This window comes from Actinoplanes sp. NPDC004185, from assembly GCF_053603475.1.
The window spans coordinates 40,174-61,083 of sequence record NZ_JBSGFR010000043.1 but is presented as its reverse complement, the minus strand read 5'-3'; the positions used below and the strand labels follow the sequence as shown (position 1 = coordinate 61,083).

Here is a 20,910-nt window from a genome sequence, read left to right as displayed (position 1 = left end):
GCTCTCCGAAATACGTAACGTTGGCGTAGTGAAAAACGGAGTGCTGGCGCGGAGCAGGGGAGTGGCCGTCGTGGCCCCTTCCGCCGACGCGCGCACCCGTGACCGGGTCGCCCAGCTGCTCTTCGAGAGCGGCGCGGCCACCGCCGCCGAGCTCGGTGCCCAGCTCGGGCTCAGTCCGGCCGCCATTCGCAAGCACCTCGACGCCATGCTGGCCGACCAGCTCGTCGAGGTCCGGGAGACGCGGCCGCAGGGTCCGCGCGGCCGGGGCCGGCCCGCCAAGGCGTTCGTGCTCACCGCGGCGGCCCGCGAGGGCTTCCCGCACTTCTACGACGGCATCGCCACCGCTGCCCTGCGGTGGATCGCCGAGCACGGCGGCCCGGAGGCGGTCACCGCCTTCGCCACCGCTCAGGTCTCGGCCCTGGAGGAGCGCTGCCGGGCCGCGTTGCTCGAGGCCGGCGACGACCCGATCGCCCGGGCGGAGGCGCTCGCGGAGGCCCTGACCGCCGAGGGTTACGCTGCCAACGCGACGACGATCGCGTCCGGCGGGCAGCTGTGCCAGCACCACTGCCCGGTGGCGCACGTCGCCGCCGAGTTCCCCCAGCTGTGCGACGCCGAGACCGCGGTCATCTCGCGGCTCATCGGCACCCACGTGCAGCGCCTGGCCACCATCGCGCACGGCGACGGGGTGTGCACCACGCACATCCCCACCCCGCCGCGCGCGATCAGCACAACCGATTCGACCGCCACCACTGTGAGGACAGATAAATGACCGAGCAGATCGTCCAGCCCGTCGTCACCCAGGAAGAGCACCTCGCCGCCCTGGGCAAGTACGAATACGGCTGGGCCGACATCGACACCGCCGGGGCGACCGCCCAGCGCGGCCTGTCCGAAGCGGTGGTGCGCAACATCTCCGCGCTCAAGAACGAACCGCAGTGGATGCTCGACCTGCGGCTCAAGGGCCTGCGCCTGTTCGACCGCAAGCCCATGCCGAACTGGGGCGCCGACCTCACCGGCATCGACTTCCAGAACATCAAGTACTTCGTGCGCTCCACCGAGAAGCAGGCCGCGTCCTGGGACGACCTGCCGGCGGACATCAAGAACACGTACGACAAGCTCGGCATCCCCGAGGCGGAGAAGCAGCGCCTCGTCTCCGGTGTCGCGGCCCAGTACGAGTCCGAGGTCGTCTACCACAAGATCCGTGAGGACCTCGAGCAGCAGGGTGTCCTGTTCCTGGACACCGACACCGCCCTGCGCGAGCACGAGGACATCTTCAAGGAGTACTTCGGCACGGTCATCCCGGTCGGCGACAACAAGTTCGCCGCGCTGAACACCTCCGTGTGGTCGGGTGGCTCGTTCATCTACGTGCCGAAGGGTGTGCACGTCGACATCCCGCTGCAGGCCTACTTCCGGATCAACACCGAGAACATGGGCCAGTTCGAGCGGACGCTGATCATCGTCGACGAGGGCGCCTACATCCACTACGTCGAGGGCTGCACCGCCCCGATCTACTCCTCCGACTCGCTGCACAGCGCGGTCGTGGAGATCATCGTCAAGAAGAACGCCCGGTGCCGGTACACGACCATCCAGAACTGGTCGAACAACGTGTACAACCTGGTCACCAAGCGCGCCACCTGCGAAGAGGGCGCGACCATGGAGTGGGTCGACGGCAACATCGGCTCCAAGGTGACGATGAAGTACCCGGCCGTCTACATGACCGGCCCGCACGCCAAGGGTGAGGTGCTCAGCGTCGCGATGGCCGGCGAGGGCCAGCACCAGGACGCCGGCGCCAAGATGGTGCACGCCGCGCCGCACACCTCCTCGTCGATCATCAGCAAGTCGATCGCCCGGGGCGGCGGCCGCACCTCGTACCGCGGCCTCGTGCAGGTCATGGAGGGCTCGCACCACAGCGCCAGCACGGTCAAGTGCGACGCGCTGCTGGTCGACACGATCTCCCGCTCGGACACGTACCCGTACGTGGACATCCGCGAGGACGACGTGGCGATGGGCCACGAGGCGACCGTCTCCAAGATCAGTGACGACCAGCTCTTCTACCTGATGAGCCGGGGCCTGACCGAGGACGAGGCCATGGCGATGATCGTGCGCGGGTTCATCGAGCCGATCGCCAAGGAGCTCCCGATGGAGTACGCCCTCGAGCTGAACCGCCTCATCGAGCTGCAGATGGAGGGAGCGGTCGGCTGACCGCCCCCGGGCCTTTATCCACCACCAGAGCAAGGACGAGATGACTACCGAGGCCATGGCCCCGCCGAGCACCAAGTCGCAGGTGCTGCGCTCCTTCGACGTCACCGACTTCCCGGCCGTCAACGGCCTGGAGGAGGAGTGGCGGTTCACCCCGATCAAGCGGCTCGGTGAGCTGATCACCGCGACCGCGCTGACCGGTGCGGCCCCGGGCTTCGCGCCCGGTGACCTGCCGGCCGGGGTGTCGGTGACCCAGGTCGACGCGGGCCAGGTCGAGTCGGTGCTGACGCCGTTCGACCGGGTCAGCGCACTGGCCCATGGCTCGGCGGCCGCGGTGACCCTGATCGACGTCGCGGCCGAGACCGTCGCGGCCGAGCCGGTGCTGATCCGGGTCGTCGGCCAGGGCACGGCGGCCGCGGCGGCCCGCACCTACGTCAAGGTGGGCAACTTCGCCAAGGTCACCGTGGTGCTGGAGCAGGTCGGCCCGGCCACGCTGGCCGACAACATCGAGGTCGTCCTCGGGGACAGCGCCCAGCTCACCTTCGTCACGCTCACCGAGTGGGATGACGAGGCGGTGCAGGCCCAGCACGTCAAGTTCAAGGTGGGCCGCGACGCCAAGGTCGTCCACGTCCAGGTCAGCCTCGGTGGCAGCCTGCTGCGGCAGTTCGCCAGCGTGGAGTACGCGGGCCGCGGCGGTGAGGCCGAGCTCTACGGCCTGTACTTCGCCGACGCCGGCCAGCACGTCGAGCACCGCCAGCTCGTCGACCATAGCGTTCCCGACTGCCGCAGCTACGTCGGTTACCGCGGTGCCCTCCAGGGCCGCTCGGCGCACACCGTCTGGGTCGGCGACGTGGTGATCCGGGCGGCGGCCACCGGCACGGAGACGTACGAGATCAACCGCAACCTGCTGCTCACCGACGGCGCCCGCGCCGACTCGGTGCCGAACCTCGAGATCGAGACCGGTGAGGTGGTCAGCGCCGGGCACGCCAGCGCGACCGGCCGTTTCGACGACGAGCAGCTGTTCTACCTGATGGCCCGCGGCATCCCCGAGTCCGAGGCGCGCAAGCTGGTGGTCCGCGGCTTCTTCGCCGAGCTGATCAACAAGATCCCGGTCGAGGAGCTGCGCGAGCGCCTGGGCGACGCCATCGAGGCGAGGCTGGCGAAGGCGGGTTCATGAGCTTCGAGCTAGTGGGCCCCGCCGCCGACCTGGCCAAGGGCTCGGTGATCACCACGGAGATCGACGGGGTGGACGTGGCCGTCGTGCACGCCGACGACGACCAGTTCTACGCCGTCCGGGACGAGTGCAGCCACGCCGCCGTCGCGCTCTCCGAGGGGGAGGTCGACGGTTGCACCCTCGAGTGCTGGCTGCACGGCTCCCGCTTCGACCTGCGTACCGGTGAGCCCAGCGGCCTGCCCGCCACCGAGCCGGTGGCGACCTTCCCCGTCGAGATCCGCGACGGCGACATCTACGTTTCGACCACGCCGAGTAATGGAGTCAACCCGTGAGCACCCTCGAGATCCGCGACCTGCAGGTGTCGGTCAAGCTGCCCGAGGGCGAGCTGAAGCCGATCCTGGCCGGCGTCGACCTGACCGTGAAGTCGGGTGAGACGCACGCCATCATGGGCCCCAACGGCTCCGGCAAGTCGACCCTGGCCTACTCCATCGCCGGGCACCCCAAGTACGAGATCACCGGCGGCACGGTGACCCTCGACGGCGAGGACGTCCTCGCGATGACCGTCGACGAGCGGGCCCGGGCCGGCCTGTTCCTGGCCATGCAGTACCCGGTCGAGGTCCCCGGCGTCTCGGTGGCCAACTTCCTGCGGACCGCCAAGACCGCGATCGACGGCGAGGCGCCGAAGCTGCGCACCTGGGCCGGCGAGCTGCGCGGCGCCATGGAGAAGCTGCAGATGGACCCGGCGTTCGCCCAGCGCAACGTCAACGAGGGCTTCTCCGGCGGTGAGAAGAAGCGCCACGAGATCATGCAGCTCGAGCTGCTCAAGCCGAAGATGGCGATCCTCGACGAGACCGACTCCGGCCTCGACATCGACGCGCTGCGCATCGTCAGCGAGGGCGTCAACCGGGTCCGCGAGTCCGGCGAGGCCGGCCTGCTGCTGATCACCCACTACACCCGCATCCTGCGCTACATCAAGCCGGACTACGTGCACGTCTTCGTGGCCGGCAAGATCGTCCAGGAGGGCGGCCCGGAGCTCGCCGAGCAGCTCGAGGCCGAAGGTTACGAGCGTTACGTGGCCGGCGCGCGGGCCTGAGGATCGGGGCGATCATGACCTTCGACGTGGCGCGGGTGCGTGCCGACTTCCCGATCCTGAACCGGGAGGTCAACGGGCACCCGCTCGTCTACCTCGACAGCGCGAACACCTCGCAGAAGCCGCGGCAGGTGCTCGACGCCATGCGAGCGCACCAGGAGCAGTACAACGGCAACGTGTCCCGCTCCGTGCACACGCTCGGCACCGAGTCCACCACGGCGTACGAGGATGCCCGCGCGAAGGTCGCCGCCTTCATCGGGGCGCCCAGCCCCGACGAGGTCGTGTTCACCAAGAACTCGACCGAGGCGATCAACCTGGTGGCGTACACGTCGGCGGACCTGCTCGAGCTGGGCCCCGGTGACGAGATCGTGGTCTCCGAGATGGAGCACCACTCCAACCTCGTGCCGTGGCAGCTGCTCTGTCAGCGCACCGGGGCGACCCTGCGCTGGTTCGGCGTCACCGACGAGGGCCGGCTCGACGAGTCGACCCTCGGCGAACTGGTCAACGAACGCACCAAGCTCGTGTCGATCGTGCACATGTCCAACATCCTGGGCACGATCAACGACCCGGCGCGGATCGTCGCCCGGGCCCACGAGGTCGGCGCGCTGGTCATGCTCGACTGCTCCCAGTCGGTGCCGCACCTGCCGCTCGACGTGGTCGAGCTGGGCGCCGACTTCATCGCGTTCACCGGGCACAAGATGCTCGGCCCGACCGGCATCGGGGTGCTCTGGGGGCGGATGGCGCTGCTCGAGGCCATGCCGCCGTTCCTGGCCGGCGGGTCGACCATCGAGACGGTGACGATGGGCGGCACGACGTTCGCCCCGCCGCCGGCGCGCTTCGAGGGCGGCACCCCGCCGATCACCGAGGCGATCGGCCTGGGCGCGGCAGTGGACTACCTGACGGCGCTGGGCATGGAGAACGTCCACCGGCACGAGCAGGAGCTCACCGCGTACGCGTTGAAGGCCCTCGCGGACGTGCCGGGCGTGCGGGTCTTCGGCCCGGGCACCCCGGAAGGCCGCGGCGGCACGGTCTCGTTCGAGGTCGAAGGTGTGCACCCGCACGATGTCGGGCAGATTCTCGACGACCTCGGTGTTGAGGTGAGGGTGGGGCACCACTGCGCGCGCCCGGTGTGCGCGCGGTTCGGGGTCCCGGCGATGACCCGGGCCTCGTTCTACCTCTATACGACGACCGACGAGATCGACGCCCTGGCGCGTGGTCTGGAGCAGGTGCGGAAGGTGTTCGCCTGATGATCGACCAGCTGTACCAGGAGATCATCCTGGACCACTACAAGCATCCGCACGGCAAGGGCCTGCGGGCGCCGTACGGTGGCGAGGCGCACCACGTCAACCCCACCTGCGGCGACGAGGTGACCTTCCGGGTCGCCGTCGACGGCTCCACCCTGACGGACATCTCGTACGACGGGATCGGCTGCTCGATCAGCCAGGCCTCGGCGTCCGTGCTGCACGAGCTGCTCCAGGGCCGCACCGTGGACGAGGCCGCCCCGGTGCAGGAGGCGTTCGTCGCGCTCATGCAGAGCCGCGGCCAGATCGAGCCCGACGAGGAAGTGCTCGGGGACGGGGTGGCGTTCGCCGGCGTGGCGCGCTATCCGGCCCGGGTCAAGTGTGCGTTGCTGCCGTGGATGGCGTTCAAGGACGCCGCGGCGCGCGCCGGTGTGGGCGTGAGCCCGGAGGTGAAGACAGCATGACGGACAAGACGCTGGAAGAGATCGCCTCGGACGCGGCCGACACGGCGGGTCCCGACGACGCGACGGCCCCCGTGGTGGCGGAGGCGGACGCGGCGCCCGGCACGGTCGTGTCGAAGCCGACCATCGCCGACATCGAGGAGGCGATGAAGGACGTCGTCGACCCCGAGCTCGGCATCAACGTGGTCGACCTCGGCCTGGTCTACGACGCGCACGTCGACGACGACAACGTGGTGACCCTGGACATGACGCTGACCTCGGCAGCCTGCCCGCTGACCGACGTCATCGAGGACCAGACCCGCCAGGCGCTGACCACCGGGCCGGGCGGCGGCCTGGTCAAGGACTTCCGGATCAACTGGGTGTGGCTGCCGCCGTGGGGCCCCGACAAGATCACCGACGACGGACGCGAGCAGCTGCGCGCGCTCGGGTTCAACGTCTGAGATCGCACCGCATCGCCAGGAACGCCGGGTCAGCTCACTGACCCGGCGTTTCTCGTCGTGGCGCCCGCCCGCGGGTCTCAGCCGGGCAGGCGGATCCCCGTCATGCCGCCGTCGACCGCCAGCAGCGTGCCCGTCGTCGCGGACGCCAGCGGGCTGGCCAGATAGGCGATCGCGTGGGCGATCTCGGCCGCCGTGACCAGCCGCCCGGTCGGCTGCCGCCCCCGCAACGCGGCCGCGGCCGCCGCTGGGTCCTCGGCCGCGTTCAGCAACCGGGCCACCCACGGGGTGTCGGCCGTGCCGGGAACCACGGCGTTGACCCGTACGCCCTGCCGGACGTGATCGGCGGCCATCGCCAGGGTGAGCGAGGCCACCGCGCCCTTGCTGGCCGAGTACAGGGCCCGCTGCGGCAGGCCGAGCGGCGCCGCGATCGAGCAGGTGTTGACGATCGCGGCGCTCGGCGAGGCCAGCAGGTACGGCAGCGCCGCCCGCGACATCCGCGCGATGCCGACCACGTTGATGTTGAGCACCCGGTGCCACTCGTCGTCGCTGTTCGCGGTGACGTCACCGACCGCGCCGATGCCCGCGTTGTTGATCAGGATGTCGATGCGGCCGCAGCGCTCGGCGACCGTGGCGACGGCCGCGTCCACCGACGCGCTGTCGCCGACGTCGCAGACCACCGACAGGTCGGCGTCGTGTTCGACCAGGTCGAGGCCGGCCACCCGGGCGCCGCGTTCGCGCAGCAGGGCGGCGGTCGCGGCCCCGATACCGCTGGCGGCACCGGTGACTATCGCGGTGAGTCCGGCGAACTCGGTCATGCCTGGGCCTCCCGTGTCGTGCCGACCCGGCCCGCGCCGGCCGAGCGGTGATCCGATGTCGCTGGGCGTGGCCAGGTGCGGCTGGTCATGACCGGAGCCGGGGATCGACGTGGATCTTGGGTCCGGCACCCCAGCCGGCGCGGCGTTCGCCGCCCAGCACCGCGGCGACGTCGTCCAGCCCGACGGTGGCGGCGACCAGCGGCCGCGGATCGACCTCACCCGAGGCGAACAACTCGACCGTCCCGGCGAAGCCACCCGAGGCGCTGAGCACACCGACAGCGGTGACGTCCTTGAGCGCCAGCGTCCGCGAGTCGATCAGGCTGGGCTCGGCGGCGAGCCCGACGTAGACCACCCGCCGGCCCGGCTCGACCAGCTCGACGGCGAGGGCCGGCAGTTCCGGGCCGTTGGAGGCGTCGATGACCGCGTCCCAGGCCAGATCCGGCAGTGACGCGGTGGTCCAGCCCTGCGGGAATCCCACCGAGGCGGCGAAGGCCAGCGACTCCTCGCTGCGCCCGAGCAGATGCACGTCCGCACCCTGGGCGAGCGCGATCTGGGCGGTGAGCAGGCCGATCGCGCCGGGGCCCAGGATCAGCAGCCGCCCGCCCGGCGGCAGGGCCGCCCCGCGGACCGCGCGCAGCGCGTTGCCACCCGGCTCGACCAGGGCACCCAGGGCCGCGTCGACCTGCTCGGGCAGGACCTGCAGAGCTTTCACCGGTACGGGCAACTGCTCGGCCAGCGCCCCCGGCCAGCCGTTGCGTACGCCGATCTCGTACCGGTCGGCGCAGACATGCTGCCGCCCGGACCGGCACCGCGCGCAGCGCCCGCAGCCCAGCATGGTGTCGCCGGTGACCCGCCGCCCGAGCCACGTTTCGTCCACCCCCGTGCCGACGGCGCTGACTGTGCCGGACCATTCGTGGCCGATCCGCATCGGATACTTCGCCTGGCCGGTGTGCAGGTACGACATCGCGCCGCTGAAGAACTCCATGTCGGTGCCGCACACGCCGGCCCGTTCGACGTCGACCACGACCTCACCGGGACCGGCCGCCGGCGGCTCGACCTCCTGGACCTCGGCCCGGCCCGGCCCGGTGATCACGAAGGCGCGCATCAGCGGGCGGCCACCACGGTCTGGCGCTGGCTGCCCAGCCCGTCGATGCCGAGCTCCATGACGTCGCCGGGGCGCAGCCAGATCGGCGGGTCGAAGCCCATGCCGACGCCGGGCGGGGTGCCGGTATTGATCAGGTCGCCGGGCTCGAGCACCAGGAACTGGCTCAGGTAGCGCACGATCTCGTACGGGTCGAAGACCATCGTGGCCGTGCTGCCGGTCTGCCGCCGGACCCCGTTGACGTCCAGCCACAGGCCCAGCGCGTTGACGTCGTCGATCTCGTCCGGGGTGACCAGCCACGGCCCGGCCGGGTTGAACGTCTCGGCCGACTTGCCCTTCGACCACTGCCCGCCGCGTTCCAGCTGGAAGGCCCGCTCGCTGATGTCGTTGCTGACCAGGTAACCGGCGATGGCCTCGCGGGCGGCGTCGTGGTCGTCGAGGTAGCTCGCCCGCCGGCCGATCACGATGCCCAGCTCGACCTCCCAGTCCAGCTTGGTCGACCCGCGCGGCTGCCGCACCCGGTCGTACGGCCCGACCAGCGTGTTCGGCGGCTTGGTGAACAGGATCGGCTCGTCCGGCACGGCCTGCCCGGTCTCGGCGGCGTGGTCGCGGTAGTTGAGCCCGATGCAGAGGATCTGGTGCGGGCGGGGGATCGGTGCGCCGACGCGTTCCCCGGCGAACCGGTGCACCTGCCCGGCGGCGATCCGCGCCTCGACAGCCTGCCGGAACTCCTGCGGCGCGGCGAAGAACAGCGCCTCCAGGTCGGCGGTGTCGACGTAGGTGTCCTCGTCGACGCGGACGACGCTGCGTTCCCGGCCGGCGTCGCCGATGCGCATCAGCTTCATGTCTCTCCAGGGTTGGGTCCGGCCCACGGGGTCACCGGCAGCCCGGTGACCCCGACATCGGCCAGGAAGAGCCGGCCGGACATCGGGTGCGCGGCCAGCTGGTCCGCGTCCAGGTGGGCGGTGGCGGTGGTGATCAGCAGCCGGTCCAGGCCCGGGCCGACGAAGGCGACGCTGGTGGTGTGCGGGGCGGCGACCGTGACGACGCCGGCGGGCCGGGCATCGGGGGTGTAGCGGCGCACCTCACCGGCGCCCCAGATCGCGATCCACAGGTGCCCGTCCGCGTCGGCGCACAGGCCGTCGGGCAGCCCGTCGGTGATCCGCAGCCACTCCCGGCGAGGCCCGGCGGCCCCGGTGGCCGCGTCGTACGCGCGGACCCAGACGATGCCCGGCACGCTGTCGATGCTGTAGAGCAGGCTGCCGTCGGGGCTCCAGCAGAGGCCGTTCGACAGGTTGAGGTCGTCGTCGAGCACGGTCAGCGAGCCGTCGCGCTCCAGGCGTACCAGGGTCTCCTGGCCCTCGGGGTCGCCCAGGGCGAGCGTGCCCACCAGGAACGCGCCCGCCGGATCGCAGGCCCCGTCGTTCAGACGGCGGCCGGAGCCGGCGGTGACGACCCGGGTCGGCGGCGTGGTGAGCAGCGTTTCCGCGCCCGCCACCAGCAGTTCACCGGCGGCCGAGCAGACCACCGCGCCGACCGTGCGGTCCCGCTGCTGAGTGCCGGTGACGATCACCCGGTCGCCGTCGAGGCGGCCCTCGTGCACCGTGCCGGCGTCGATGTCGACCCAGAGCAGCCGCTCCCGCGGGGCGTCCCACACCGGGCCCTCGCCGAGCAGGAAGCTCTGCGTGGAGGCGACCTCGGCGGTCCGGTTCATCGGGCCTCCACGGTCGCCCGGATGGCCCGGACCTCGGCGACCAGGGTCGCCAGCGGGGTGCGGGAGACCGGCGCGGAGACGCTGACGGCACCGCTGGGCCGGGTCGGCGACGTGAGGAACACGGGTACGGCGAGACAGACGATGCCCGGCTCGTTCTCCTGATCGTCGACGGCGTACCCCTGGGCCCGGATGGTCCGCAGCTCCGCAGCGAGGGCTTCGGCGCTGGTCAGGGTGTGTGGGGTGCGCTGGGGGAGGACGCGGTCGCCGACCCAGGCGGTGACCGCGTCGTCGTCCGGGAGCGCGTACGCCAGCAGCAGCTTGCCGACCGCCGTGCTGTGCACCGGGTTGCGGCCGCCGACCGTGGAGGTCAGCCGCAGCGCCCCGGCGGCCGGGTCGACCTTGGCCCGGTAGACCACCGTGTGGCCGTCGAGCACCGCGTAGTGGGCGGTCTCGCCGTAACGCTCGGTCAGCGTGGTCAGCACCGGGGCGATCCGCAAGTGGTCGGGGCGGGCCTCGTGGTGGGCGAAGGCCAGCCGCAGGAACTCGTCGCCGAGCACGTACCGGCCGTGGCCGTTGCGGGCGGCGAAGCCGAAGCGGCACAAAGCGGCCAGGGCGCGGTGCACAGTGGGCTTGGGACTGGCGACCGCCCTGGTCAGCTCCTCCAGGGAGGCGCCGTCGGCGTGGCCCGCCAGCTCGGCGAGAACGGCGAGCACCCGATCCGTGCCGACCAAGGGGGGTGCGGTATCCGAGGGCACTGGCGTACCGTACCGGATATTCCAGATAGGCACCCAGCGTTCCGATTATTGGAAGTTATATGCCTGAACTGCGCAGCGCCCAGTGGTACGCCGGCCAGGACCGCAACTCCTACATCCACCGCGCCTGGATGCGCCGGGGATCACCGAACTCGGCCTTCGAGGGCCGGCGGCCCCAGATCGCCATCGCCAACACGGCCTCCGACCTGACCCCCTGCAACAGCCACCTCGACGAGGTCGCCGAGCACGTCAAACGCGGGATCTGGGAAGCCGGCGGCGTCCCGTTGAACCTGCCTGTCGTGTCGATCGGCGAGACCCAGGTCCGGCCGACCGCGATGCTCTGGCGCAACATGGCCGCGATGGCGACCGAGGAGATGCTGCGGGCCAACCCGATCGACGGCGTGGTGCTGCTCGGCGGCTGCGACAAGACCATCCCGTCGCTGCTCATGGCCGCGGCCTCCGTCGACCTGCCCGCCGTCGTGGTCCCGGGCGGCCCGATGCTGACCGGCACGTTCCGCGGCACCCCGCTGGGCTGCGGCACCGACGTGTGGCGGCTCTCCGAGGAGGTACGCGCGGGCACCCTGAGCCAGGCCGCCTTCCTCGAGTCCGAGTCCTCGATGATCCGCAGCCGCGGCCACTGCAACACCATGGGCACGGCCTCGACCATGGGCCTGCTCGCCGAGGCGCTCGGCACGGTCCTGCCCGGCACCGCGGGCACCCCGGCCCCGGACAGCCGGCTGCTGGCCCGCTCCCACGAGACCGGCCGGCTGATCGTGGAGATGATCGCCGCGGACCGCCGGCCCAGCCGGGTGCTGACCACCGGCTCGTTCCACAACGCGATCGTCGCGCTGGCCGCGCTCGGCGGCTCCACCAACGCCGTCGTGCACCTGCTGGCCATCGCCGGCCGGCTCGGCGTACCGCTCACCCTGGCCGACTTCGACCGGATCGCCGCCGACGTCCCGCTGCTGGTCGACCTCCAGCCCGCCGGCAAATACCTGATGGAGGACCTTTACCGGGCCGGTGGCCTGGCCGCGGTGCTGCGCGAGGTGGCCGACCTGCTCGACCCGGACGCGATCGACGTGACCGGCCGGCCGTTCGTGGAGTCGCTGACCGAGGCGCAGATCTGGGACCAGGACGTCATCCGCACCCGCGACAAGCCGCTGCTGCCGCAGGCCGGCATCGCCGTGCTGCACGGCAATCTCGCCCCGGCCGGCGCGATCATCAAACCCGCCGCGGCCAGCCCGCACCTGCTGCGGCACCGCGGCCGGGCGGTCGTCTTCGACTCGGTGGAGGACTTCCACGCCCGCATCGACGCGCCCGACCTCGACGTCGACGCGGACTCCGTGCTGGTGCTGCGCGGCTGCGGTCCGCGCGGCTACCCGGGCATGCCCGAGGTGGCGAACATGCCACTGCCGACCAAGCTGCTGCACCAGGGCGTCCGCGACATGGTCCGGGTCTGCGACGGGCGGATGAGCGGTACGGCGTACGGGACGGTCGTGCTGCACGTGGCCCCGGAGGCCGCCGCCGGTGGACCGCTGGACCGGGTCCGCGACGGCGACTGGATCATCCTCGACGTGGAGAACAGGCAGCTGTCGGTCGACCTGCCGGACGAGGAACTGGCCGCCCGCGAGCCGTCCGCCGCCCTGCTGGCCGCCCTGGCCCGTCCCGACCGCGGCTGGCAGAAGTTGTACGTGGACACCGTCCTGGGCGCCGAGGTGGGCGCTGACCTGGACTTCCTCGTCGGCTCCAGCGGCGACGAGGTGAGCCGGGAATCGCATTGAGCCGAAACTTGTCGCAGGCCGGTGGTAGACCATCGGGATGACGCAGCTGCTTCCCTTCCCCGAACTGCTGGACCTGATCGCCGAGCGCTCCGCCGCCTTCCGCCAGGCGGTCGGCACGGGTGACCCCGAGGCCCGCGTGCCCGGCTGCCCCGACTGGTCCCTGCGTGATCTGGTGGCGCACCTGGGCGCCGTCCAGCGTTTCTGGGCCGAGGTCGTGGCGGCCGGCCCGGCCGACAGCGCGCCCGAGTTCGTCACCAGCGATCCCGTCGGCGACCTGGTGGAATGGTCGGCCGAGTCGACCCGGCTGCTGATCGACGGGCTGCGCGTGGCCGGCCCCGACCGCGACTGCTGGACGTGGTGGAGCGCGTCCGACGCGCCGATGACCTCCGGTGCGGTGGCCCGCCACCAGGTCCAGGAGGCCGCGGTGCACGCGTGGGACGCTCAGGAGACCGCCGGCAAGCCGGAGCCGGTCCCGGCCGCGGTCGCCGTCGACACGATCGACGAGCTGCTGGTGGTGACCCTGGGTTCGATCGGCGCCTGGCCGCACCGGCCGGCCCGGATCGCGTTGTCGGCGGTCGAGGGCCCGACCTGGCTGGTCGACCTCACCCCGTCCGGGGCCAAGGCCGGTCCCGCCGCGAGTGGCGATCCGCTCGCGACGATGCGCGGCTCGGCCAGCGACCTGGTGCTGGCGATCTACAAGCGGATCCCGCTGGAGAGCATCGAGGTGGACGGCGACCGCGAGGCCGTCGAGGAGTTCCTGGCCTGGACCGACACGGAGTAGGCCTCAGAGGTGGTCGACCGTGTTGTAGCGGTCCAGCACGAGACGCCCTGACGACTCCCGGAAGCTGGTGATCGAGGCGTTGCGGACCTGGCCGTGCTGCTCGACGATGTCCGGCAGCGCGGCGAGCTCCAGGCCCTCGATGACGAAGCGCATCATCAGCACCACCGAGTCGTGGGCCACCACCACGACCCGCTCGCCGGCGTGCTTGCCGTTCAGGTCGGCCAGAAAAGAGGCGAGCCGCTCGGCGATGTCACCGAAGGTCTCGCCGCCCGGCGGCCGGTAGGCGTACTCACCGGCCTGCTCGAAACGGGCCGGCTCGTCCGGGAACCGCTGCCGGATCGCGGCGTCGGTCAGCATCTCCAGCTCCCCGGTCAGCCGGTCCACGAGCCGGTCGTCCGTGCTCGGCGCGGGCAGCGACAGCCCGGAGCTCTCGACGGCGATCCGCCACGTCTCCCGCGCCCGCCGGTACGGCGACGTGATCACCACCTGGGGCCGCTCACCCGGGGAGAGAGTGGCGAGCCACCGCCCGACCGCGCGCGCCTGCTCGACCCCGAGCTCGGTCAGCTCCACATCGGTGTCCCGGCCGCTGAGGCCGGATTCCAGCAGTCCCCGCTGGTTGGCGAGCGGAAAGGCGACGTTCGCCGCGCTCTGCCCGTGCCGGATGAGGATCAGCTCCGCGACGACGCCCATCTCCGGACCCTAACGCGTCCGCAGCGACCCGCTCGGAACGCACCGGAGCACCGGCGGTCGCGCGTCCGGGCAAAATCGGTGGCCTCCACCGCGGCGCCCCGGCCATCATGGCGGCGTGAAGAAGCCGAGCCCGCACCCGACCCTGTCTGCCGCCGCGCCCGCCCGGGCCACGCGACAGCAGCGCGTCGCCGCCGGCCCGGCCACTCACCCGCCCACGCCATGACCGCGGCGTTCCTGGCCGGCGCGATCGCCGGCTACGGCGTCGCCGTGCCCGTCGGCGCCATCGCGGTCCTGATCGCCGGCCTCACCGCCCGCACCTCCCTGCGCGTCGGCGCGGCGGCCGGACTGGGCGCGGCCACCGCCGACGGGGTGTACGCGCTGATCGCGGTCCTGGGCGGGGCGGCGCTGGCGGCGGCGATCGCACCGATCTCGACGCCGCTGCGCTGGGTCGCGGCGGTGATCCTGCTGGTCCTGGCGGTGCACACCGCCTGGTCGGCCCTCCGCAAGCGCGCCACCCAGGCTGCTCCTCCGACGCCTCCGACCTCCGACGGCGCGGCGCTGCTCATCACCGATGAGGACGCCGCTGCCGCTGCCTCGGCGAACGCCGGTGGGGATGCGGCCGACTCACCCACCTGCGGGACGCACGGGGACGGGACGCGAGCAGGTGAGTCGGCTGCGGTGGCTGGTGCTCCTGGTGAGACAGCGGCCCGCGAGGCCACGGCAAAGCTGGACACCACCACGGCCAGCCGCGCCTACCTCGGTGTGCTGGGGCTCACGCTGCTCAACCCGGCCACCATCGTCTACTTCGCCGCGCTGGTCATGGGGCGCGGCGGCACCGGCGGCGGGGTGTGGTTCGTCATCGGCGCATTCCTGGCCTCCGCGAGCTGGCAGCTGCTCATCGCCGGTGGCGGCGCCCTGGTCGGCCGACTGCTCACCGGCGACCGCGGCCGCCTGATCACCGCGATGGTCTCCAGCGGGGTCATCGCCGTCCTGGCCGTCGGCCTGGTCACCTGACCGCCGTACGGTCACAGATGCTTGGTGGCCTCACGGATCGACAGCGGCGACAGCCGGTCACGGTGATCAGCGACGTAGCGGGCCACCGCGGCCGGATCGGTACGGGCGTAGTGCCGCAGCGCCCAGCCGATCGCCTTGCGGACGAAGAAGTCGCGGTGGCCCGCCTGCCGGGTGCAGTATCCGAACAGGCGGTCCACGTCCGTGTCCGTGCCGTAGTGCAGCTGGTGCAGGATCGCCGTACGGATCAGCCACAGGTCCCGGTCCGCCGACCAGGCGTCCATCTCCGCACCCAGCTCGGGATGCCGGCGCACCAGGCCGCCCACGACCCGGGTGGCCAGCGGGTCGACCGTGTCCCACCACGACTTCGTCGTGAGCAGGGTCCGCAGTGTGGCGAGGAAGCCCGGCCCCGGCACGGCCACGTGCCGGCGCAGCCAGTCACAGGCGAAGTACTGGTACTCCCGCTCGTCCAGCTCCCAGCACGCCAGCGCCACCGCGCGCAGGTCGTCCTCGGCCGGCGCGGGCAGCGCGGCTACCACCGTGCGGGCGAGAGCGCGCTGCGTCGGCGCCGGGATGCCCAGGAACGCGAACTGCTCCCGCATGTACGCCGCCGCCGGCCCGGCGCGTTCCGGGTCACGGGCCGCCTCGTAGCTGCGCACCAGGCGGTCCAGCAGTTCCTCCGCGGGCGCTCGGGTCATGCCGGGATCATCCCACCGTAGGGTGGCAGTCATGAGCGCGAGACCGGCGGCAGGCGGCGGACGGTGGGTGGACGTGGCCCCCGAGCGGCTGGCCCGCTGGCTGGAGAATTTCGCCGGCCGGCACGGCCCGTGGACGGCCGACGGGCTGCTGCTGACCGCGGAGGACGGCGCGACCGCCGAGCTGGCGCCGCCGCCCGGGTCGCCGGAGACCACGGATCTGGACGAGTTGCGCCGGGCGGCGGGGGAGCCGCGCCGGATCGCTCTGCTGCTGGCCCGCAAGGGCGCGGTGGCGGTCGGTGTGGCCGACGGCCCGAAGCTCGTCGTGTCCAAGGTCGACACGCACTACGTACAGGGCCGCACGGCCGCGGGTGGCTGGTCCCAGCAGCGCTTCGCCCGGCGCCGGGACAACCAGGCCAAAGCGGCGGCCGCGGACGGCGCCGGCATCGCGGCCCGCCTGCTCCTGCCGGAGGTACGCACCTTGAGCGCCCTGGTGACCGGCGGCGACCACACCGCGGTGGACACCATCCTGGCCGCCGCACCCCTGCAACCGCTCGCCGCGCTGCGCAGCGACCGCTTCCTCGAGGTGCCGGAGCCCCGCAAGACAGTCCTCGAGGATGCGATCGCCCAGGCCCGGGCGGTCCGCATCCTCGTCAAAGACCCCACCTGACCTGGCAGCAGGCAAGGTCAGGTGGGGTCGGACAGCTCGTGGCCGGTCAGCTGACCGCGCCGGCGGCGAAGGTGTCGCAGCTCTTCGGGTCGCCGGTGTCGTAGCCGCGCTTGAACCATTCCTGGCGCTGGGCGCTGGTGCCGTGGGTGAACTCCGCCGGGTTGACCGAGCCGCCGCTCTTCTTCTGCAGAGTGTCGTCGCCGATCTTGGCCGCGGTGTCCAGGCCCTGCTGGATGTCCTCCTGGCTGATGCTCTTGAAGATCTTCTGGCCCGAGCCGTCGTCCGTGCCCGTGGCGTTCTTGGCCCAGGAGCCCGCGTAGCAGTCCGCCTGCAGCTCCAGCTTCACCGACTGCTCGTTCGCCCCGGTCGGGTTGCGCTCCTGCTCGCGGCGCATCGCGCCCTCGGTGCCCAGCAGGTCCTGGATGTGGTGGCCGTACTCGTGGGCCAGCACGTACGGCTGGGCGAACTCGCCCGGCGCGCCCAGCTGCTGAGCCAGCACGTCGTAGAAGGTCAGGTCGATGTAGACGCGGTCATCGGCCGGGCAGTAGAACGGCCCGACGCCCGAGTCGGCGCTGCCGCACCCGGTGCTGACCCGCTTCGAGAACAGCACGGTCTTGGACGCCTTGTACTGCTCACCGAAGGTCGCCGGGAGGGCCTCCACCCAGTAGTCCTGGATCGAGTTGACGTAGAGCACGTTGCGGCAGTCCAGCTGCTTGACCGCGTCGGACTGGGTGCACTTCTGGGTGAGGGAGGTGTTGTCGCCGGTCTGCGTGCTCGCCCCGTCACCACCGGTGAGATTGTTGATGCCGAGGAAGCCACCGACGACCGCGATGAGCACGGTGACGATGATGCCGGTGAGACCTCCGCCACCGATGGGCAGGCCGCCGATCCCGCCGCCGCCCCCGCCGGAGGAACGCTGGTCGTCGATCTGACTGGTGTCGATCCTGGCGTTCTCGTTAAGTTCCATCGCATCCTCGCTCGCGCGTCCACCACGTGTGGCGCCATTCGTACCCGGTCGCCGCGCCCGCTAATCGGGTGGGGGGTCGTGGCCGGCGCCCGGTACAATTGCCGGGTGCTGCTCTGCGAAGGCTGACCTGCCCCGCGCCGACCGCGATCTTCCACGATCCCGGCGGCGCTTCCGTGTGCCTGAGCCAGCCTTACCTCGAGAGCGAGACGCTTCCTCATGATTACCGCCACCGGACTCGAACTGCGCGCCGGATCCCGGATCCTCATCTCCCCGACGACGCTGCGGGTGCAGCCCGGCGACCGGATCGGCCTGGTCGGCCGCAACGGCGCCGGCAAGACCACGACGCTCAAGGTGCTGGCCGGCGAGGGCACGCCGTACGCGGGTGAGGTGACCCGCACCAGCGAGGTCGGCTACCTCCCGCAGGACCCCCGCACCGGCGACCTGAACGTCACCGCCCGCGACCGGGTGCTGTCCGCTCGCGGCCTGGACGTCCTGTTGTCGCAGATGCAGAAGCTCGAGGTCGAGCTCGAGGAGAGCGCCGACGAGAAGCTGATCCGCCGCTACGGCCAGCTGGAGGACCAGTTCGCCAGCCTGGGCGGGTACGCCGCCGAGGCCGAGGCCGCCCGGATCTGCTCCAACCTGGGACTGCCCGACCGCGCGCTGGCCCAGACGATCGGCACCCTGTCCGGTGGTCAGCGCCGGCGCATCGAGCTGGCCCGCATCCTGTTCCAGAATTCCGGGCAGAACGGCAAGGGCATCCTGCTGCTGGACGAGCCCACCAACCACCTGGACCAGGACTCGATCACCTGGCTGCGCGGTTACATCGCCAACCACAAGGGCGGGCTGATCGTCATCAGCCACGACGTCGACCTGCTGGACGCCGTGGTCAACCGGGTCTGGTATCTCGACGCCAACCGCGCCGAGGTCGACATGTACAACGTCGGCTGGAAGACGTACCTGGCCCAGCGGGAGACCGACGAGCGCCGCCGCCGGCGCGAGCGCGCCAACGCGGAGAAGAAGGCCGGTGCGCTGCTGGCCCAGGCCGACAAGATGCGGGCGAAGGCCACCAAGACCGTCGCCGCGCAGAACATGGCCAAGCGGGCCAACAAGCTGCTCGACGGCCTGGAGGACGTGCGCACCTCGGACAAGGTGGCCAAGGTCCGCTTCCCGAGCCCGGCGCCCTGCGGCAAGACGCCGCTGACCGCGCACGGCCTGTCCAAGTCCTACGGCTCGCTGGAGATCTTCGCGGACGTGGACGTGGCGGTGGACCGCGGTTCCCGGGTCGCCATCCTCGGCCTCAACGGCGCCGGCAAGACGACGCTGCTGCGGATCCTCGGCGGGCACCTGCAGTCCGACACCGGTGAGGTGCGGGCCGGGCACGGGCTGCGGCTGGGTTACTACGCCCAGGAGCACGAGACGTTGGACGTGGACCGCACGATCCTGGAGCACATGCGCAGCGCTGGTTCGGAGCAGACCGACACCGAGCTGCGGAAGATCCTGGGCGCGTTCCTCTTCTCGGGTGACGACGTCGACAAGCCCGCCGGCGTGCTCTCCGGCGGCGAGAAGACGCGGTTGGCGCTGGCCACCCTGGTCTGCTCGGGCGCCAACGTGCTGCTGCTCGACGAGCCGACCAACAACCTCGACCCGGTCAGCCGCGAGCAGGTGCTGGACGCCATCGCCAACTACCCGGGCGCGATCGTGCTGGTCACCCACGACGCGGGGGCCGTGCAGGCGCTGAAGCCGGACCGGGCCATCCTGCTGCCCGACGGCGACGAGGACGCGTGGAGCGACGATCTGCTGGAGCTCGTCGAGCTGGCGTGATCGCCATCGCTTGATCGAGGATCAACGGCATCGTCGGTTGTCAACTGGTGCCCACACAGACAGTGCGACTCCTGCCCGGCTCCGGTCACCGTACGGCCGGCCCCGGGCGCCCCTCAGCCGGGCTCCACTGCCCGTCCGGGCACAGACTCGCACCCCTGCGTGCATGCTGCGTCGACGCTGCGTGACATCGTTGTCCGTCCACCATGTAGTTGATGTTTGTGCAGCTCAGCCGGTGGTCTTGGGGCGAGGTCCGGGGTCGCGGGGCAGTCGCGGCAGGCGGCCGGCAAACGCTCTCCGGCGTCCGATTCCCGACCCGATCCGGCTCCCGGGGCAACGGTCTGACATTGATGCGCATGGTCACCGTCGGGTTCCTGACAGTGGTAATTGGGCACGTTGGCTAAGCCGAGATACCTAGCGCATGATCGTTGGAGGCGGTCTAATAGGTGGGACCGTATCGAACCGCACAGTCTGGGACGTGAGGATTCAACATGGCAGCCACCGGCACAGCCACCAGCACTGAGAAGGGTCGTCGAATCGTCGGCAGCGAGCGACAGACGCTCGCCAAAGACCTGGTGAAGCGATACACCTCCGGCGAGAGCATTCGGGCCCTGGCCGCCTCCACCGGGCGGTCCTACGGATTCGTGCACCGGGTGCTCACCGAGTCGGGTGTCCAGCTTCGCCAGCGCGGCGGCGCCCGTCGTCGCAAGAAGGCGTGACGACCAGCGCATCACCCGGGACCGAAGCAGGCGTTCGGTATGACCAGGACGGGCCGGTCGCGACGGTGACGTTGTGCCGGCCCGATGTGCTCAATGCCCAGACTCCCGCCATGTGGTCGGACCTCGCCGACATTTCCCGGAAAATGCCGGGGGACGTGCGAGTCGTCATTGTCCGGGGTGAAGGGCGTGCCTTTTCCGCCGGACTCGACTTGTCGGTTGCCCGGGGCGGCGGCGATTCTTCGTTGCCGGAACTGGCCGCGTTGTCCCCGGAAGAGTGCGCGGATCGGATTGCCGGCTTCCAGGATGCGTTCACCTGGTTACGCCGGCCCTCGCTGGTCACCATCGCCGCCGTGCAGGGTCACGCGATCGGGGCCGGATTTCAGCTCGCGCTCAACTGCGACTTGCGGATCCTGGCCGACGACGCCCGTTTCTCGATGGCCGAAGTCACGCTCGGCCTGGTGCCGGATCTCGGTGGCACCAAACGGCTGACCGAGCTCGTCGGGCCGTCCCGCGCGCTGGAGATCTGTGTCACCGGCCGGCGCATCTCGGCCCAGGAGGCGGACCGGATCGGCCTGGCCACCGCCGTGGTGCCCGGTGCCGAGCTGTCCGGAGCGGTCTCCGACCTGGCCGCGGCCGTGCTGGCCGCCGACCAGGGCGCCGTGGCCGAGATCAAGGCGCTGCTGGCCGGGGCCACCGGCCGCTCGTACGCCGAGCAGGACCGGGCCGAGCGGGAGGCGCAGACCCGCCGCCTGCGCGACCTGCTGGGCGCCGAGTAAGGACCGTTCAGGAAGAA

23 protein-coding genes are annotated in these 20,910 nt (G+C 71.4%); 15 read left to right on the top strand and 8 right to left on the bottom strand.

Going from position 1 to position 20,910, the window contains the following annotated elements:
• Positions 1-28: 28 nt before the first annotated feature.
• From ACWEOZ_RS34180 to ACWEOZ_RS34145, 8 genes are read left to right on the top strand one after another with little or no spacing between them, the layout of a single operon-like run.
• Positions 29-769, top strand: coding sequence for a helix-turn-helix transcriptional regulator (locus tag ACWEOZ_RS34180; protein WP_451914809.1), 741 nt, complete (start codon positions 29-31; stop codon positions 767-769).
• A complete protein-coding gene (sufB, locus tag ACWEOZ_RS34175; protein ID WP_360814507.1) occupies positions 766-2,199 on the top strand; it encodes a Fe-S cluster assembly protein SufB in 1,434 nt (477 codons plus the stop codon). The genes ACWEOZ_RS34180 and sufB overlap by 4 nt, the downstream gene beginning before the upstream one ends.
• A gap of 40 nt (positions 2,200-2,239) precedes the next feature.
• Positions 2,240-3,373: a Fe-S cluster assembly protein SufD gene (sufD, locus tag ACWEOZ_RS34170; RefSeq protein WP_451914808.1), complete on the top strand. Its 1,134-nt coding sequence runs from the start codon at positions 2,240-2,242 to the stop codon at positions 3,371-3,373.
• On the top strand, positions 3,370-3,702 hold the full coding sequence (locus ACWEOZ_RS34165; RefSeq protein WP_451914807.1) for a non-heme iron oxygenase ferredoxin subunit: 333 nt from the start codon (positions 3,370-3,372) through the stop codon (positions 3,700-3,702). The genes sufD and ACWEOZ_RS34165 overlap by 4 nt, the downstream gene beginning before the upstream one ends.
• A complete protein-coding gene (gene sufC / locus ACWEOZ_RS34160; protein WP_451914806.1) occupies positions 3,699-4,463 on the top strand; it encodes a Fe-S cluster assembly ATPase SufC in 765 nt (254 codons plus the stop codon). The genes ACWEOZ_RS34165 and sufC overlap by 4 nt, the downstream gene beginning before the upstream one ends.
• 14 nt (positions 4,464-4,477) lie before the next feature.
• Entirely contained in the window at positions 4,478-5,707 is a 1,230-nt protein-coding gene (locus tag ACWEOZ_RS34155; RefSeq protein ID WP_451914805.1) for a cysteine desulfurase, read from the top strand.
• Positions 5,704-6,165: a Fe-S cluster assembly sulfur transfer protein SufU gene (gene sufU / locus ACWEOZ_RS34150; RefSeq protein ID WP_451914826.1), complete on the top strand. Its 462-nt coding sequence runs from the start codon at positions 5,704-5,706 to the stop codon at positions 6,163-6,165. Before ACWEOZ_RS34155 ends, sufU begins: the two co-directional genes overlap by 4 nt.
• Positions 6,162-6,602 (top strand): metal-sulfur cluster assembly factor, encoded by a 441-nt coding sequence (locus ACWEOZ_RS34145; RefSeq protein ID WP_451914804.1) that lies wholly within the window; start codon positions 6,162-6,164, stop codon positions 6,600-6,602. The genes sufU and ACWEOZ_RS34145 overlap by 4 nt, the downstream gene beginning before the upstream one ends.
• 77 nt (positions 6,603-6,679) lie before the next feature.
• Here the strand turns inward: ACWEOZ_RS34145 and ACWEOZ_RS34140 are convergent, their stop codons facing one another.
• The 5 genes from ACWEOZ_RS34140 to ACWEOZ_RS34120 all read right to left on the bottom strand — a co-directional run bounded on the left by ACWEOZ_RS34140 (position 6,680) and on the right by ACWEOZ_RS34120 (position 10,964).
• Positions 6,680-7,417, bottom strand: coding sequence for an SDR family NAD(P)-dependent oxidoreductase (locus ACWEOZ_RS34140; RefSeq protein WP_451914803.1), 738 nt, complete (start codon positions 7,415-7,417; stop codon positions 6,680-6,682).
• Between the two features lie 85 nt (positions 7,418-7,502).
• Entirely contained in the window at positions 7,503-8,522 is a 1,020-nt protein-coding gene (locus ACWEOZ_RS34135; protein ID WP_451914802.1) for a zinc-dependent alcohol dehydrogenase, read from the bottom strand.
• Positions 8,522-9,364: a fumarylacetoacetate hydrolase family protein gene (locus ACWEOZ_RS34130; protein ID WP_451914801.1), complete on the bottom strand. Its 843-nt coding sequence runs from the start codon at positions 9,362-9,364 to the stop codon at positions 8,522-8,524. The genes ACWEOZ_RS34135 and ACWEOZ_RS34130 overlap by 1 nt, the downstream gene beginning before the upstream one ends.
• The gene (locus ACWEOZ_RS34125) at positions 9,361-10,233 is read right to left on the bottom strand and encodes an SMP-30/gluconolactonase/LRE family protein (RefSeq protein WP_451914800.1); all 873 of its coding nucleotides are present in this window, start codon (positions 10,231-10,233) and stop codon (positions 9,361-9,363) included. Before ACWEOZ_RS34125 ends, ACWEOZ_RS34130 begins: the two co-directional genes overlap by 4 nt.
• Positions 10,230-10,964, bottom strand: a complete 735-nt coding sequence (locus ACWEOZ_RS34120; protein WP_451914799.1) for an IclR family transcriptional regulator — start codon at positions 10,962-10,964, stop codon at positions 10,230-10,232. The genes ACWEOZ_RS34125 and ACWEOZ_RS34120 overlap by 4 nt, the downstream gene beginning before the upstream one ends.
• 83 nt (positions 10,965-11,047) lie before the next feature.
• Between ACWEOZ_RS34120 and ACWEOZ_RS34115 the strand changes: the two genes are divergently transcribed.
• Together ACWEOZ_RS34115 and ACWEOZ_RS34110 are read left to right on the top strand one after the other, a co-directional pair.
• Positions 11,048-12,766: an IlvD/Edd family dehydratase gene (locus ACWEOZ_RS34115; protein ID WP_360814532.1), complete on the top strand. Its 1,719-nt coding sequence runs from the start codon at positions 11,048-11,050 to the stop codon at positions 12,764-12,766.
• A gap of 37 nt (positions 12,767-12,803) precedes the next feature.
• On the top strand, positions 12,804-13,547 hold the full coding sequence (locus ACWEOZ_RS34110) for a maleylpyruvate isomerase family mycothiol-dependent enzyme (RefSeq protein ID WP_451914798.1): 744 nt from the start codon (positions 12,804-12,806) through the stop codon (positions 13,545-13,547).
• 3 nt (positions 13,548-13,550) lie between these two features.
• On the opposite strand, the gene ACWEOZ_RS34105 is transcribed toward ACWEOZ_RS34110, so the two are convergent.
• A complete protein-coding gene (locus ACWEOZ_RS34105; protein WP_451914797.1) occupies positions 13,551-14,237 on the bottom strand; it encodes a histidine phosphatase family protein in 687 nt (228 codons plus the stop codon).
• 219 nt (positions 14,238-14,456) lie between these two features.
• Here ACWEOZ_RS34105 and ACWEOZ_RS34100 point away from each other — a divergent pair, with 219 nt between their 5' ends.
• Positions 14,457-15,251: a LysE family transporter gene (locus tag ACWEOZ_RS34100; protein ID WP_451914796.1), complete on the top strand. Its 795-nt coding sequence runs from the start codon at positions 14,457-14,459 to the stop codon at positions 15,249-15,251.
• An 11-nt stretch (positions 15,252-15,262) separates the two neighbouring features.
• On the opposite strand, the gene ACWEOZ_RS34095 is transcribed toward ACWEOZ_RS34100, so the two are convergent.
• Entirely contained in the window at positions 15,263-15,946 is a 684-nt protein-coding gene (locus tag ACWEOZ_RS34095; RefSeq protein ID WP_451914795.1) for a DNA alkylation repair protein, read from the bottom strand.
• Positions 15,947-15,977: 31 nt separating this feature from the next.
• On the opposite strand from ACWEOZ_RS34095, the gene ACWEOZ_RS34090 reads away from it, so the two are divergent.
• Positions 15,978-16,613, top strand: a complete 636-nt coding sequence (locus ACWEOZ_RS34090) for an acVLRF1 family peptidyl-tRNA hydrolase (RefSeq protein WP_451914794.1) — start codon at positions 15,978-15,980, stop codon at positions 16,611-16,613.
• Between the two features lie 46 nt (positions 16,614-16,659).
• Here ACWEOZ_RS34090 and ypfJ read toward each other — a convergent pair whose 3' ends face one another.
• The gene (gene ypfJ / locus ACWEOZ_RS34085) at positions 16,660-17,580 is read right to left on the bottom strand and encodes a KPN_02809 family neutral zinc metallopeptidase (RefSeq protein WP_451914793.1); all 921 of its coding nucleotides are present in this window, start codon (positions 17,578-17,580) and stop codon (positions 16,660-16,662) included.
• A 216-nt stretch (positions 17,581-17,796) separates the two neighbouring features.
• On the opposite strand from ypfJ, the gene ACWEOZ_RS34080 reads away from it, so the two are divergent.
• From ACWEOZ_RS34080 to ACWEOZ_RS34070, 3 genes are all read left to right on the top strand, one after another.
• Positions 17,797-19,401, top strand: coding sequence for an ABC-F family ATP-binding cassette domain-containing protein (locus tag ACWEOZ_RS34080; protein ID WP_451914792.1), 1,605 nt, complete (start codon positions 17,797-17,799; stop codon positions 19,399-19,401).
• Between the two features lie 488 nt (positions 19,402-19,889).
• Positions 19,890-20,117 (top strand): helix-turn-helix domain-containing protein, encoded by a 228-nt coding sequence (locus ACWEOZ_RS34075; protein ID WP_015620263.1) that lies wholly within the window; start codon positions 19,890-19,892, stop codon positions 20,115-20,117.
• Positions 20,114-20,893: an enoyl-CoA hydratase/isomerase family protein gene (locus ACWEOZ_RS34070; RefSeq protein ID WP_451914791.1), complete on the top strand. Its 780-nt coding sequence runs from the start codon at positions 20,114-20,116 to the stop codon at positions 20,891-20,893. Before ACWEOZ_RS34075 ends, ACWEOZ_RS34070 begins: the two co-directional genes overlap by 4 nt.
• Positions 20,894-20,910 lie beyond the last annotated feature (17 nt).

Coding starts and splice junctions, on each gene's coding strand:
- sufB (WP_360814507.1), top strand. CDS start 766: ATGACCGAGCAGATCGTCCAGCCCGTCGTCACCCAGGAAGAGCACCTC.
- sufD (WP_451914808.1), top strand. CDS start 2,240: ATGACTACCGAGGCCATGGCCCCGCCGAGCACCAAGTCGCAGGTGCTG.
- ACWEOZ_RS34165 (WP_451914807.1), top strand. CDS start 3,370: ATGAGCTTCGAGCTAGTGGGCCCCGCCGCCGACCTGGCCAAGGGCTCG.
- ACWEOZ_RS34155 (WP_451914805.1), top strand. CDS start 4,478: ATGACCTTCGACGTGGCGCGGGTGCGTGCCGACTTCCCGATCCTGAAC.
- ACWEOZ_RS34145 (WP_451914804.1), top strand. CDS start 6,162: ATGACGGACAAGACGCTGGAAGAGATCGCCTCGGACGCGGCCGACACG.
- ACWEOZ_RS34140 (WP_451914803.1), bottom strand. CDS start 7,417: ATGACCGAGTTCGCCGGACTCACCGCGATAGTCACCGGTGCCGCCAGC.
- ACWEOZ_RS34135 (WP_451914802.1), bottom strand. CDS start 8,522: ATGCGCGCCTTCGTGATCACCGGGCCGGGCCGGGCCGAGGTCCAGGAG.
- ACWEOZ_RS34130 (WP_451914801.1), bottom strand. CDS start 9,364: ATGAAGCTGATGCGCATCGGCGACGCCGGCCGGGAACGCAGCGTCGTC.
- ACWEOZ_RS34125 (WP_451914800.1), bottom strand. CDS start 10,233: ATGAACCGGACCGCCGAGGTCGCCTCCACGCAGAGCTTCCTGCTCGGC.
- ACWEOZ_RS34115 (WP_360814532.1), top strand. CDS start 11,048: ATGCCTGAACTGCGCAGCGCCCAGTGGTACGCCGGCCAGGACCGCAAC.
- ACWEOZ_RS34110 (WP_451914798.1), top strand. CDS start 12,804: ATGACGCAGCTGCTTCCCTTCCCCGAACTGCTGGACCTGATCGCCGAG.
- ACWEOZ_RS34105 (WP_451914797.1), bottom strand. CDS start 14,237: ATGGGCGTCGTCGCGGAGCTGATCCTCATCCGGCACGGGCAGAGCGCG.
- ACWEOZ_RS34100 (WP_451914796.1), top strand. CDS start 14,457: ATGACCGCGGCGTTCCTGGCCGGCGCGATCGCCGGCTACGGCGTCGCC.
- ACWEOZ_RS34095 (WP_451914795.1), bottom strand. CDS start 15,946: ATGACCCGAGCGCCCGCGGAGGAACTGCTGGACCGCCTGGTGCGCAGC.
- ACWEOZ_RS34090 (WP_451914794.1), top strand. CDS start 15,978: ATGAGCGCGAGACCGGCGGCAGGCGGCGGACGGTGGGTGGACGTGGCC.
- ypfJ (WP_451914793.1), bottom strand. CDS start 17,580: ATGGAACTTAACGAGAACGCCAGGATCGACACCAGTCAGATCGACGAC.
- ACWEOZ_RS34080 (WP_451914792.1), top strand. CDS start 17,797: ATGATTACCGCCACCGGACTCGAACTGCGCGCCGGATCCCGGATCCTC.
- ACWEOZ_RS34075 (WP_015620263.1), top strand. CDS start 19,890: ATGGCAGCCACCGGCACAGCCACCAGCACTGAGAAGGGTCGTCGAATC.